The organism is Pseudomonas rustica (genome assembly GCF_018336155.1).
GTDB classification, from domain to species: domain Bacteria; phylum Pseudomonadota; class Gammaproteobacteria; order Pseudomonadales; family Pseudomonadaceae; genus Aquipseudomonas; species Aquipseudomonas rustica.
Map to the genome: position 1 here is coordinate 1 of NZ_JAGYHF010000023.1, position 12188 is coordinate 12188.

The following is a 12188-nucleotide window of genomic DNA, read 5'->3' on the forward strand; positions in this document are numbered from 1 at the left end:
CGCCTGGGTCTGCTGGTCGGCCACCTCGTTGGCGAGTTCGAAGGGCGTCTTCTGGCCGTCGTGCCCGATCCCTTTGGCGATATCTTCCAGAGGCAGGCCCTGCACCAGCAGGCGAATGGTGATGTCGTAGGCTCGATCGAAGACTTCGCTAGCCTTCTCCGGCTCTAGGTCGCCGAGGTTGCGCATCTCGCATTGCAGCGCGGCGTGGCGCACAGCCTCATGCGACCAGGTACGGTTTCCGAAACGGCTTGGATGGGCGTTTTCCAGCGCCTCACGAAAAGCCTTGTCGTGCGGTGGGATGCCCAGCATTTCCGGCGTCGGCTGGCACAGCTTGATGAACTTGCCGACACTCGGCATGAAGTCGGTACCCAGCATCCGGCAACGCTCAACGCCGAAACGGATCTGCTCGAGCTGGCTGATCCCCTCGACCATGAATGCCTTCGTCCAACTGCGCTTTGCAGAGTTGAGCGCCTCGTCAGTCGGCCAGGCCTGCTTCCATGCCGGGAAGATCGCCTGCAGTTCACGAAACAGCGAGTTCACGACATCGACAGCTTCGGGCGGCAACGTCTTCGGCATAACCGGGACGGCCGGCGGCTGGTAGCTGCCCATCGCAGCGACCACGTCAGTGTTCGCGCCAGATGATTTCAAGAGCTGGGCCGCACTTTGTGGCGGCTTCGGCTTCTTCACAGGACACCGTCCATGTTGTCCGCCCAGTCGCGGCCGTCGAAGTCAGGGCCGTTTGCCTGCCGGCGCAATGGGAACTGGCGAACGTTGCTGGCCACGGCCGCATCGCGCTTCACCCACTTCACCAGCAGGCTCACCCAGGCGGCCTGAGTCTCGACGCGGCCAGATGCGGAGTAGTGGCAGACGAACGCAGCAGTTGCCTCGCTGGTGAAGTCGTCGACAGGAATTGCCATGCGCAGCGCGTACGACTTCAGCAGCTTCTGGTCAGGCACCCAGTCGAGGGTCATTTCGGTTGGTGACTTTGGGTCGACCGAATTTTCCTCACCCGCGTGTAGAGTGTTGTGTTGATCTTCTCCTATTCCCTTCCCTTCCCTTCCGGGGTCTACCGGTCGACGATCAGTCGACGACTCCTCGGCGAATTGTTGGCGAATGCTCTCCGACTGGTCGTCGAATTCAGACGGCGGGCCTGGGTATTTGAAGTTCTTTTTCTCGATCTTCTGGTGCTTCCAGCCGCGGACGTGGAAGTAGTTCTTCCCGTTCACCCAGTAGCTCTGGATCAGCTCGGCACCTTCCAGTTCGCCCAGCAGATTGCTCACCTCTTCGGTGGTGATGTCGTCACCGGGGAACACCAAGGCCTTGATGGTTCGCGGCGCCAACGGGTGGTTGCCGCCGTCATCGCAAAAATTCCACAGGCCAATGAATAGCAGCCGAGCCATCGGGCGGCAGGACATGACCTGCTCGCTCGACCAGAACTCGGGCTTGACGGTACGGATGCGAGCCATCACGCGGCCCCCTTGAGTGCTTTGTCATGGGTGAACAGTCCGTCCCAGGTCTTCTTCATTGGCAGCTCGCCAGCCAGGTAGAGGTCGTAGAGGCGCACAGCGCCCTTCTTGAGCAGAACTGGCGTGAAGGAAACAAACGGCTCTTTGCCGTGGGGAGTGACTTCGTGCTGATGCTCGGTCATGTACTTGTCGCGCGCGTAGGACGCCACACGGAAGCGCAGACCGGATTTGCTCTCGTTGTAGAGCCAGTTGCGACCTTCGAGGAACTTGCCCACCTGCATGACGTTGACCCCATTGAGGCCCTTGCAGAATTGGGTGTGCGTCATCCCCTCCTTGAACAGGTTCTCCATGGAGTGGATTTTCGAGGCTTGCTGGTGGTTCTCGATTCGCAGAACTGCTGTCTGCTCGATCTGGTCGGCGTACAGCCTCAGCGCTTCCGCGTAGGACGGCATAGACACAGGTTGCGCGGACTTGGCCTCCAGCTCATGCCAGCGGCGAATCACTGTCATCCGCATGGCGGCGCTGTAACCGGTGAGCAGGCAGTCGGTATGCTCACGATCAAGCATGTATTCGGTCTGCTCACGATTCAGCGGGTCGAGATAGATGCATCCAAAGTTGGATGCATCCTCGCCAAGGTCTTTCAGCATCGAAAGAACGTCGCGCTTCACGTGGAAGTGAGCCTTCCCAGTTAGCTCGGCGATCTCGCGGGAAGACATAGTGGTACGCGACACGTTTTCACCGTTGCCAAATTGTGTCGCGACACTGGCCGGGGTATTGATCGTTTGGATTGATTGGTGCATGATTTGCTCCACAAGCGTTTTAAGAGAGCCGGGCTGCAATCCCGGCTTTTTTGTGCCCGCTGATTGGGTGAGGGCCTCTTGCCTACCCCGAAGAGTCCCTCTCAGAGGGGCTAATTCGGGGCACCAATTCCAATACCCTCGCCCTTCTCCTTCCAACTTCCGAAAGCGCGCCGCAGGCGATGGCGGTTTCGGTCATTTCGTTGATCGCACGGCTGAAGCTCCAGCCGTTTACGCGCATCAACTCCTCTACCTTCTGTCGCGTCTTGGGCGGCAGCTTTTCAAGTTCAATGCTCATTCGGGCCTCCAAAAGGCCTCTAGCCCGCGATATCTTCTTGTTTGTCCTGCATGAGTTCCTCGATCACGCCATTGGCCACTGCCCACTCGATGATTTCGTAGAGGTAGGTGGCGTGCTGCATACGGGTTTTGGTCGCGGCTTTACGCAGAATCCGATCAAGCACTGGTTCGAAACGAACCTTCACCGGAATGGCGCGCTTTTGATTGGGGTCCATGTACATGCTTCGATGCTCCTGGCTGATGAATTGGGTTATGCAGCTGATTTCTTGGGGTGAGCCTCGGCGAGCAGCCAGGCAGGCTCGAACGGCTTGCCGTTGATGCTGGCAAGGTCTGCAATTTTCTTGGCGTATTGGGTTTCCCCGGTGTACTCGGTGCGCGGCAGAGCGTCGGCGACGAGCCACTTGTAGATGGCGCGCGGAGTTTTTCCGCAGGCCAAAGCCACAGCCGAAACACCGCCAGCAGCGTCTATCGATTTCTTGAGCGGTCGCATAAGGCCTCCGAGTTAAATATGAACTTGCGGTACATATTATGTCGGAACTGAAAGTACATGCAAGGGCATGCGATGCTGAACCTATGGTTCAGATAGAAGAAATTCGCGCAGCCTTTGTTGCTCGCCTCAAAAAAGCTCTATCCGCCCACGGCATCGACCAGTGGGGCGCAGGCGCTCGCTTGGCCGAAATCGCCAAAGTAACGCCGAAGGCTTCAAGCAAATGGCTCAATGGCGAGGCAATGCCCGGCCCCGCCAAGATGACCGCAATTGCGTCTGGCCTGGGTGTAAAAATCGAGTGGCTTCAGCACGGCGCTGGAGAAGAGCCAAGCTTTTCGAAGCTTGCAGAAGCAGACAAGGCCGCCACCGATGAGCCCTCGGCATCCGCGGCGGCAATCGTCCGAGAGATGCTTGCCAAGCAAGGTAAAGGGCTGTCGGAGGATGCTCGCCGGCGGCTACTGGCCGTTGCGGAATCCGATGATGGGGGCGCACTCGAGATCGACTACTACCGACCCGGCGCTGTTGGTGATGAGGTATGGATTGCCCATTACGACGTTCGCGCGGCCATGGGTGGCGGACAAATCCCGCATGACTATCCCGAGATGCTTCAGGACGTGAGGGTCAGTCCACAGCATCTTCGCGAGATGGGCGTTGAGTTCACCGAGCACTACCATCTGAAAATGGTGACCGGCTGGGGGCAGTCCATGGCACCCACCATCAAGCATCGCGACCCCCTACTCGTCGACATCAGCATTCGCAATTTCGCTGGCGATGGGATCTACATGTTTTCATGGGATGGGCACTTGTACATCAAGCGCTTGCAGTGGATGGGTGACGGCCAAGTTAAAATGATTTCTGACAACACCCGGCATTCGCCGGAGACGATCCGGGCTGAAGACGTTTTCATCCAGGCGCGAGTTTTGCTGGTGTGGAACGCCAACCTGGTTTGATGAGCGTAATGCTGACAATGCGAAGCTTAGGGACAGGCCTCGGATCACGTCGATAAGAAGCCCGGCAAGTCGCCGGGCTTCTTTTAATCTTTTTACTGAGCGGAAGCCTGTGCTGTAGCGAGCGGTATCGGGTTTCCTGTTACGTCATCTGGCAGCGTGTACATGGCTCCAGTGAGAGGATCCACAATCAGCATGCCTATCAGGCCACCGAACAAGATGTTGCCCCAATACCAACCGTTGACTGTTGTTTTGAGCGGCACCGTGCTGTCCTGATGGCCTTCTTTACGGAAGGTCACATTGTAGTCTTCGCCTTTGAAGTACCCTCGCCCACTTTCTAGCAGTACCCGACCAGGCGTGACGCCTCGAGCAACGACCATTCCCCGGCTATTTACGATTTCGTATTTCACGGCTGTGGGCGTGCTGTAGATCCCTACCTCTGGCTTGCTGTCACTCACAATGCTCGCGCAGCCTGCCAGACCCAACAGTGTGAATGCCGACACCACCGCTACCGATTTCCGAAGAATCATCACTGCTCACCCACTCCGTATCGCCATCATTGGCTTGGCCGGGATTCGGCCGTTCGCGATTGTACAGAGTTGATGGCAAATAGACATTATCGTCGCAGGTTTGTCAGAAAGGCGCTGGCTCCTCCGCCGGCTCCAAAACCTCTACTGGCCGATCCTCTTCGGCACTCGCCTCCCACTTCAACGTCACCGACTCATCGTCGTTGAACGTCATCTCTATGCCGTCCGTCTCGGAAAGCAGACCCATCACCTCCTCCCACTCCCGGTCGCCGTCCGTGTCGAGCCGATGGATCGTTACCCAGCGCTGAGTCTGCGCTAGCGGGTGGTTGATCATCGACGACACGCGCAGCCCGAGCCTTTCAATTCCGCTCACTTCATGACGCGCTGCTGGTTTTTCCTGTCTCTTCGGCTTAGCCATTTCCACCTCCTCATGCTGTATATGCATCCAGTATTCGAGCGACTATAGCGAAGCCATCCATAGCGGTAAATCCCTAAAACGTCGACCGGTGAAATTTCATCGAATATGTACTTTTTTTAAAATATGTACTTTTGGTACTTGACCTAATGTGAACTGTTGGTTCATATTTCACCCATCGCAGCGACACACAGCCACTGCGAAGGGCCTCAACAGACCCGCCGCTCTTTAACAATCCAAACCATTCGCGGATCGATCCCCGGAAACGGGCAGCCCTTGAGGCATCGCTGGAAACGGCGAACAACGCGAACCATAAATTTCGATCCCCATGTCAGCTCTGGAACTGAACCACGCCCGGCTCTGGTTACCGGACCAGGTCGACCTGCTGATGCATCTGGATTCAGCAGTCACCGGCCTGCGCTGTGAGCACTCCCTGCCGGAGCCAAGATGAGGCGCTTTACCGGCACAGTGCGAAGCAGTGACTTAAATGCGCCTCGCGGGATGGCGAGTAATCCCGTACCTACAGCCAGATGTTTCAAGCCAGTGACGGCCGCCAGCAGCGGGTCACGGCGAACAGATTTCACTGGCTGGCCTTGGCGACAGGGCCAGACGGGAAATCAACCGCCCAGTTGGGCACAACAGCAGGTGACAGGCATGGACATCAAAACCCTTGAAGCGCTGGGCGTGAGCGCAACCGATCTTTCCGAGCGCATCGTGGAGCAGGCGGTACACGCCCTTCTCTACTCCACCAGCTACGGAGAGGACGACGAGGAAAGCACACAGGCGTCCCGTTTCAAGCAGCAGATTGAAAAGCGTGTGAAGGATGCGGTCGACCAGAAGATCGATGCAATGTTTGCTGAGCACGTTCTGCCGCGCGTTGGCGAAATCATCGAATCGGCCGATATGCGCAAAACCAGTCATTACGGCGAACCGAAGGGCGAGCCCATGACCTTCAAGGAGTACATCGCCAGTCGCGCCGAGGTGTACATGAGCGAGAAGGTCGACTACGACGGCCAGTCGAAAGACGAATCGAAGGACAGCTATAACTGGCGCGAATCAGGCCCGCGTCTCACCGTTCTGATGAAGCTCTACATCAAGGACACGCTCGAGAAGAGCGCGAAGTCGGCGATCAGCGATGTGAACAAGGTGATCGCCAAAAACATCGAGCAGGCTGCCAAGGATGCGATTACGTCCTGCGCCGCCTCCCTCAAGGTTGCAGCGACTCTCTGACAACCAGCGCCACGACAGCCCTGTCGTTAACTGCCCGATCCTCTCTATGAGAGCGCATCGGTCTGCACTCAGCGTTACTGCCATAACGTGGCTGGCAGGCCGCCCATAAGTAACTTGGGTTGAGTGCAGACCGATGCGGACGAAACTGCGGCCTATAACCGCCCACCTGCATCAACTCCCAGAATCGGTTGTCATCGAGCGCTGGCGAACTGAACACGGCCGTGGAACTCGGCGCCGGAGACGTTACCGGCAAGCAGATGCGGCGTTGAAAGCTGGGTTGAACGCTTCGGCGGCCCTGGAGAAACGCAGGTTAATAGGCGCCAGATAATGCTGGTTGCTCCTCCGAGCGGTCGTCCCGAAAGGGTCCGCTCTCGCCGGATTCGCGCCCGGCCATCTGCACCCACCCTCCCCCGACCAATCCCGAATGCACTCCCCTCCGCGCCCATCGGCAACCAGCGGGAGGCATGAGTGTTGACGAATAAAGCTGAATCCACCACTGGAGAAAGTCATGAGCAAATACACGGAGGCGATCACGGAGGCGGTAAAGGCTCTGGAGTCTGCCGAAAAATCCCATCAGATCGCGTCCGAACGACTTTCAACCGTTCGCGGTCACGCCGGGCATCAAGGCTATTCGGTCACCGTCAACGGCGTGACTGTGGCGGTATCGAGCTGCGACAGCCGCACTTATCAGGGAACGCTGATCCGCGGCCGGGAAATGATTCACCTGGGCGCCCTCAAGGCTCTTGGTGCAGAGCTTCAAACAGCCGCAGACCGCGTCCGGGACTGCCGGGCGCATTTGGCGGCAATCGTTACCGCCTAACCCCAAACACTGGAGGTCGCCATGGCCCGCACTTACGAATACTGGACGGTCAGGGACGGTGAGGACATTGCCGTCAACCTGACCGTTGTCTCTTTCTCGGCCTCGAAAGGCAACTTCAGCTCCCAAGCCGCCGATCCCGACGAGTACTTCGGTCATTGCGAAATCGAGTGGGATTCGAAAGACGACACCAGCTTCATGACTGAATCCGAGATCGCCTCAATGGAGGAATGGCTTGTAAGCGAGCATTCCGAGTATCTGGCCGACCAAGACTATTACGACTGACCCGCCACTCTGGAGGCAACCATGAACGCAGCACTGAAACTCTGTCAGGCCATGCACGACGCGCAGTTGCCTCCGATGGTGAGCGAGAGCACGCAGGAAGTGGCTCGGACTGAGTGGCTGTACAACGCTTCCGAGCAGTTGGTGCGGTTCGGCTGCGACGTCTCGTTCCAGCGCCGCATGCGGCCGGCTCAGGGCGTCACGCTGGCCCAGTTCGCTCTGGCAGTTGATGAGCATGCAAACGGACGGCTTGCAGACTGCGAGGTCACCACGGCTTCGCTGGGCTACCTGCTGATCGCCGCCGAGCGCGGCCACGCTGACAAGGTCGCCGCCGCCGAACTGCTCGGGCCCAGCGACCACCCACTGGGCAAGCTCGGCGAAATCGCAGAGGGCCTACTTCGACCCCTTGTCGATGACGCGCTGATCGCCCAGGCCGAGGACAACGACCTATGAGCAATCAGGTAGCACTGGCCCGGCTGGGCCTTGAAATCGCGAAGATGCGCAATTCCTGCACTCCGGTGCCGGATCGCACTTTCGTCATGGGCATGATCGAAATGGCGGAGTTCGCCGAGATCATCGACACCCGCACTGCCAATCGTTATCGCGATGCGCTGGACGCTAAGTTCGTCGAGCGCAACGGTTATCTGAAAGGAGTTTCGGTATGACAACCCCTCCAGTAAAAACGCTGGTCGATGAGCAGCTCGACGACATTGAGCGGCGCATTGCGATCCTCGGCTTCGGCCTGCCCTTCAATGAGGTGATCGGCCGCAAGCGCGAGGATCTGGTCGACAGCCTCCCGCAGCGCCTGTCGGTGACCATGAAAGGCGGACGAATCGCTGTGAGGGCTCGCCAATGAATCTCATCTATTGGATTCTCGTTTTGATTCTGGTTGCAGGTGCAGGCGCTTACGGCGTCATTCGTGATGGTCAGGGTACGTGCCAGGTGCCGCGCTCCACCACCTACCACGTGTTCCGATGACCAGCCTTCAGCGTGCGCGCCGGATCCTGATTCGGCGCGGTTCGTTTCGAGTCCTCTCGATTTACACCTTCCTGATGCTGCTCAGCGCCCTCGCCGACCGCATCACCTCCTGACTTTCAACTTCAAGCGCTGCGCACGTCGCGGCAAGGATCCCCCGTGTCCGCACAAAAGCAAGTCATCAAGATCGACGACATCAGCGAAGAGAATTCACCGGCCATTTACGTCGCCGGCGGCCTTAGCCAGTTCTTCGACGCGGTAGCCGCTGAGGTCACCGCCGAGGTTCCAGACCTGACCACTCGCAAAGGCCGTGAGCGTATCGCCTCTCTGGCGGCAAAGGTCAGCAAGTCGAAAACAGCCGTGGAAAAGCCGGGTCGCGATTACCTCAAACGCCTGAAGGAAATGCCAAAGGTCGTCGAGGCTGAGCTTCGCGAGTTCGTCAACAAGATGGACGCGCTGCGTGATGCCACTCGCCAGCCTCTGACGGACTGGGAGCAGGCAGAGATTGCCCGGACAGATGCCCACGTCGACGCGATTCAGCGCATCAAGGATCTGGCCATCTTCGAAGCGGCGCCAACGTCCTCCCATCTGGCCAGCATCATCGCCGACCTCGAACTGCTCGAAATCGGCGATAGCTGGGAAGAGTTCTTGGCCGAAGCCGCCCAGGTGAAAGACCAGACGCTGATCAAGCTGCGCACCCTGCACGCCGAGCGAGCGCGGTACGAAGCCGAGCAGGCCGAATTGATCCGGTTGCGCGCCGAAGCCGAAGCACAGGCTCAGCGCGATCGGGACGCGCAGATCGCCCGGGAAGCTGAAGAGCGCACCCGCCGCGAAGCGGAGCAGCGTGCACAGGCCGAACGAGAAGCCGCCGCCCGACGCGAGCAAGAGCTGCTTGATCAGGCTGCCGCAGCGCAGCGTGCCGCCGAGCAAGCTGCCCGTGACGCAGAAGCACAGGCCGAGCGCCAGCGCCTCCAGCTTGAGCAGCAGGCCGAGCAGGCTCGACTGGCGGCAGAGCAGGCGGAAGCGAATCGCATCGCTGCCGAGCAACGCGCCGAAGAGGAACGCCAAGCCGCCGCGAAACGTGCCGAACAGGCCGCAGAGCAAGCGCGTACCGACGAGCGCCGCCGCGCCGATGCAGCCGCTGCCGAAATTGTCCGCCAGCAGCAGGCGCGCGAAGCTGATCTGGAACACAAAAAGCAGATCAACCGCGCCGCCTTGGACGCCTTCATCGAAGGCGGCATGACCGAGGAATGCGCCAAGCAGGCAATCACCCTGATCGCCCAGCGCAAGATCCCCGCCATTTCAATCAGCTACTGAGGTCGCCATGTCTACCGAAATCATCATGCCGGAGCAGCGCCGCCAAGTCGTTGCGCCGATCTCCAATGAAACGAACATCATGGCGGTAATCAGTCGAGCCGCCGCCGATCCGACCTGCGATATCGAAAAGATGGAGCGCCTGCTCGCCATGCATGAACGCATGCAGGATAAGGCCGCCGAAGCAGCATTCAACGCCGGAATGGCGCAAATGCAGTGCGAGATACCAACGGTCTTCGAGGCCGCTGTGAACCTGCATACCGGCAACGCCTACGCCACGCTCGACGACATCACGCGAATCATCAAGCCGATCATGCAGCGACACGGATTCGCGATCACCTTCAAGGTTGAAAACCTCGACAAAGCCATCAGCGTCACCGGCATTTTGATGCACCGTGACGGGCACCGAGAACACACCACGATGACCTTGCCGGCCGATATCGGCAAAGGGCGCAACGAAGTGCAGGCGGTTGGTTCATCCACCACCTATGGCAAGCGCTACGTGATGTGCGCCCTGCTGAACATCACGACCAGTGAGGCTCGCGATGATGACGCGCAGACGGCGGACGGATCGGATAGCGAGGAAATGCGAGCCCAAGTAATTACGGACATCCTTGAGCGGGTCGAACAGACAGCCTCACCCGATGAGCTCAAAGATGTCTGGCAGGCTGCATTGAAGGTTTTGCAGGCCAGCGGCGACAAGGTCGGTTATGACACGGTGAAGATTGCCGTCACCAAGCGCAAAGACATATTGGAGGCAAAACAATGATTGTCCTCAACTGCACGCAGGGATCTGCCGAGTGGCTGCAAGGCCGCGCCGGGGTCATCACCTCAAGCATGTTCAGCACCGCCCGCTCCAAGGTGAACGGGCTCACTACCCAGCAGCGGACATACGTTGAAGCAATCTTGGCCGGCCATAGCGAAAGCAAAGCCCGCGACCTGGCTGGCTACAAGGCTGGGCCGAAGGCCGAAGTCGTGCAGCGCGCGCTCGATGGCGAGAAGGTCGGCGAGCCGTCCAACGCTGCACTCACCTACGCCTTCGAGCTGGCGGTTGAGCGGATCGGTGGCGCGCCGCTGGATGGCGGGTTCGAAACCTGGCAGATGCGCCGAGGGCATGAGCTGGAGCCCGACGCCCGCATGGAACACGAAATTCAGACAGGCCTGATCGTTACACAGGTTGGGCTAGTAAAAACAGACGACGGCGTTTTTGGCGCCAGTGCAGACGGGTTCATCGGCGACGACGGCGGTTCGGAGTACAAATGTTTCCTTTCGCCTGACAAGCTTCGCGCGTTCCACATCGACAACGATGCCAGCGAAGTCATCGACCAGGTGCAGGGCTGCATGTGGATCACCGGCCGCAAGTGGTGGCATATCGGGATGTACTGCCCTCTCCTGAAACCAGTTGGCCGCCAGCTCTGGCTGCAAGAGTTCAAGCGTGACGACGACTACATCGAGCAGCTCGAAGAAGACCTCTGGCAGTTCAAGCTGCTGGTGGACGGCTACGAGGCAAAGCTCCGGAGTAAAGCAGCATGAGATGGGACGCCCATAAGGCAGAGGAGCCGGCCATCGCCCAAGCCCTTCACCGGTTCGCTGACGCGGGGATCTTCGCCGCGTCCAAGGCGCTGCACCGATCCACTCGCTCACTCAACCGGATCGCCAGCGAGCACGGCATTGAGTTCACGACTTGCACCGCCAGGACGATGGAAGCCCGTCGCCAAAAAAGGGCCTCAATGGTCACTCAGATAAAGGCTTTGGCCGGCACGCGATCTCAAGCTGAGATCTGTGCGGCGCTTGGGATTACGCGGGCCGTTCTTCGTGAGCTCGCGGAAATCTACGAAATCAACATCAACAGTCGCTCGAAAGGTGCCTGATATGGAACAAGCATTCGTTGAAGCCGCAAAGCGGCAAAGTGGACTGGAGGCGGCGAAAGCTGCCTTCTTTGCATCTGGAGGTACGGCACAGCAAATCCCTACCGGGATCGGAAAGGACAGTCCAGGCATCGCAACGGTAGTCAAAACGCCTTACGGCTACAGGAACATCGAAGCGCAGAAGGCCAAGCGAGGCCGAATGATCACTCAAGAGGAGCGAGACAAGATCGCCGGCGAGCTTATGAGCTGCAAGGCAGCCGGAATGACGCGCAACAAAGCCTGCAAGCATATGGGCATCAGCACGACACTCGCCCGGAAGATCGTCGCGGACTACTCGCTCGATTACCCGACGAAAGCCTGATGCGCAGATTCAACATTCGCACCCAACAACGCAAACGACAAACCCGGCTGGACTTGCCGGCCAGCGGAATAGAAGAGGTAGGCCATGGCCGAGGAAAAGGAACTGACGGAGGAAGCCAAGAAGCAGCGCAGGAAGCGCGAGAAGGCTGCAGCAAAGGACGCTGCTTTGGGCGTCGAGAAGTTTACGGTTGAGGTCGCCGGGGTGTTCAAGCCTGACCTGAAGGCAGTTATGAAGGCCCACGGCATCAACAACCAGCAGGAGATTTACCAACTGCTCCTGATGAACCTGATCGCCGCAGACTTCGAAACCCAGGCCAAGATGCTGCGCTGTGTCACGACACCTTACTTTGTTACCGAAAAGGTGTCGCGACTGATCGAGGCGGCCGGAAGGAAGTCACTCGCCGAC

The 12188-nt window shown here is 58.8% G+C and carries 21 protein-coding genes; 13 read left to right on the plus strand and 8 right to left on the minus strand.

What is annotated here, in order from left to right:
• The 6 genes from KFS80_RS26300 to KFS80_RS26325 form a co-directional block, all read right to left on the minus strand.
• A partial coding sequence (locus KFS80_RS26300) for a replication protein P (protein ID WP_212546429.1) occupies positions 1-609 on the minus strand: 609 nt, incomplete at its 3' end.
• 74 nt (positions 610-683) lie between these two features.
• Positions 684-1466: a DnaT-like ssDNA-binding domain-containing protein gene (locus KFS80_RS26305; RefSeq protein ID WP_212546413.1), complete on the minus strand. Its 783-nt coding sequence runs from the start codon at positions 1464-1466 to the stop codon at positions 684-686.
• Complete coding sequence (locus KFS80_RS26310) at positions 1466-2266, minus strand: Rha family transcriptional regulator (protein WP_212546414.1); 801 nt, start codon at positions 2264-2266, stop codon at positions 1466-1468. Before KFS80_RS26310 ends, KFS80_RS26305 begins: the two co-directional genes overlap by 1 nt.
• Before the next feature lie 82 nt (positions 2267-2348).
• Positions 2349-2561, minus strand: coding sequence for a hypothetical protein (locus tag KFS80_RS26315; RefSeq protein WP_212546415.1), 213 nt, complete (start codon positions 2559-2561; stop codon positions 2349-2351).
• Between the two features lie 19 nt (positions 2562-2580).
• Positions 2581-2781 (minus strand): hypothetical protein, encoded by a 201-nt coding sequence (locus KFS80_RS26320; protein WP_039012569.1) that lies wholly within the window; start codon positions 2779-2781, stop codon positions 2581-2583.
• Between the two features lie 29 nt (positions 2782-2810).
• Complete coding sequence (locus tag KFS80_RS26325; RefSeq protein ID WP_047304406.1) at positions 2811-3050, minus strand: helix-turn-helix domain-containing protein; 240 nt, start codon at positions 3048-3050, stop codon at positions 2811-2813.
• An 83-nt stretch (positions 3051-3133) separates the two neighbouring features.
• Between KFS80_RS26325 and KFS80_RS26330 the strand changes: the two genes are divergently transcribed.
• Positions 3134-3997 (plus strand): LexA family transcriptional regulator, encoded by an 864-nt coding sequence (locus KFS80_RS26330; RefSeq protein ID WP_212546430.1) that lies wholly within the window; start codon positions 3134-3136, stop codon positions 3995-3997.
• A 92-nt stretch (positions 3998-4089) separates the two neighbouring features.
• Here KFS80_RS26330 and KFS80_RS26335 read toward each other — a convergent pair whose 3' ends face one another.
• A complete protein-coding gene (locus KFS80_RS26335; RefSeq protein ID WP_212546416.1) occupies positions 4090-4524 on the minus strand; it encodes a hypothetical protein in 435 nt (144 codons plus the stop codon).
• Positions 4525-4627: 103 nt separating this feature from the next.
• Positions 4628-4939 (minus strand): DUF1654 domain-containing protein, encoded by a 312-nt coding sequence (locus tag KFS80_RS26340; RefSeq protein ID WP_047304417.1) that lies wholly within the window; start codon positions 4937-4939, stop codon positions 4628-4630.
• A 651-nt stretch (positions 4940-5590) separates the two neighbouring features.
• Here KFS80_RS26340 and KFS80_RS26345 point away from each other — a divergent pair.
• From KFS80_RS26345 to KFS80_RS26400, 12 genes are all read left to right on the plus strand, one after another.
• Positions 5591-6166, plus strand: coding sequence for a hypothetical protein (locus KFS80_RS26345; protein WP_212546417.1), 576 nt, complete (start codon positions 5591-5593; stop codon positions 6164-6166).
• 508 nt (positions 6167-6674) lie between these two features.
• Positions 6675-6986, plus strand: coding sequence for a hypothetical protein (locus KFS80_RS26350; protein WP_212546418.1), 312 nt, complete (start codon positions 6675-6677; stop codon positions 6984-6986).
• A 21-nt stretch (positions 6987-7007) separates the two neighbouring features.
• Positions 7008-7268, plus strand: coding sequence for a hypothetical protein (locus tag KFS80_RS26355; protein ID WP_212546419.1), 261 nt, complete (start codon positions 7008-7010; stop codon positions 7266-7268).
• A gap of 21 nt (positions 7269-7289) precedes the next feature.
• Entirely contained in the window at positions 7290-7718 is a 429-nt protein-coding gene (locus KFS80_RS26360; protein ID WP_212546420.1) for a hypothetical protein, read from the plus strand.
• The gene (locus KFS80_RS26365; protein ID WP_212546421.1) at positions 7715-7930 is read left to right on the plus strand and encodes a hypothetical protein; all 216 of its coding nucleotides are present in this window, start codon (positions 7715-7717) and stop codon (positions 7928-7930) included. Before KFS80_RS26360 ends, KFS80_RS26365 begins: the two co-directional genes overlap by 4 nt.
• A complete protein-coding gene (locus KFS80_RS26370; protein WP_212546422.1) occupies positions 7927-8121 on the plus strand; it encodes a hypothetical protein in 195 nt (64 codons plus the stop codon). Before KFS80_RS26365 ends, KFS80_RS26370 begins: the two co-directional genes overlap by 4 nt.
• A gap of 278 nt (positions 8122-8399) precedes the next feature.
• Positions 8400-9557: a coiled-coil domain-containing protein gene (locus KFS80_RS26375; RefSeq protein ID WP_212546423.1), complete on the plus strand. Its 1158-nt coding sequence runs from the start codon at positions 8400-8402 to the stop codon at positions 9555-9557.
• 7 nt (positions 9558-9564) lie between these two features.
• Positions 9565-10323 (plus strand): ERF family protein, encoded by a 759-nt coding sequence (locus KFS80_RS26380; protein WP_212546424.1) that lies wholly within the window; start codon positions 9565-9567, stop codon positions 10321-10323.
• Complete coding sequence (locus KFS80_RS26385; protein WP_212546425.1) at positions 10320-11087, plus strand: lambda exonuclease family protein; 768 nt, start codon at positions 10320-10322, stop codon at positions 11085-11087. The genes KFS80_RS26380 and KFS80_RS26385 overlap by 4 nt, the downstream gene beginning before the upstream one ends.
• Positions 11084-11425, plus strand: a complete 342-nt coding sequence (locus KFS80_RS26390) for a hypothetical protein (protein WP_212546426.1) — start codon at positions 11084-11086, stop codon at positions 11423-11425. Before KFS80_RS26385 ends, KFS80_RS26390 begins: the two co-directional genes overlap by 4 nt.
• A gap of 1 nt (position 11426) precedes the next feature.
• A complete protein-coding gene (locus KFS80_RS26395) occupies positions 11427-11783 on the plus strand; it encodes a hypothetical protein (RefSeq protein WP_212546427.1) in 357 nt (118 codons plus the stop codon).
• Between the two features lie 84 nt (positions 11784-11867).
• A partial coding sequence (locus tag KFS80_RS26400) for a hypothetical protein (protein ID WP_212546428.1) occupies positions 11868-12188 on the plus strand: 321 nt, incomplete at its 3' end.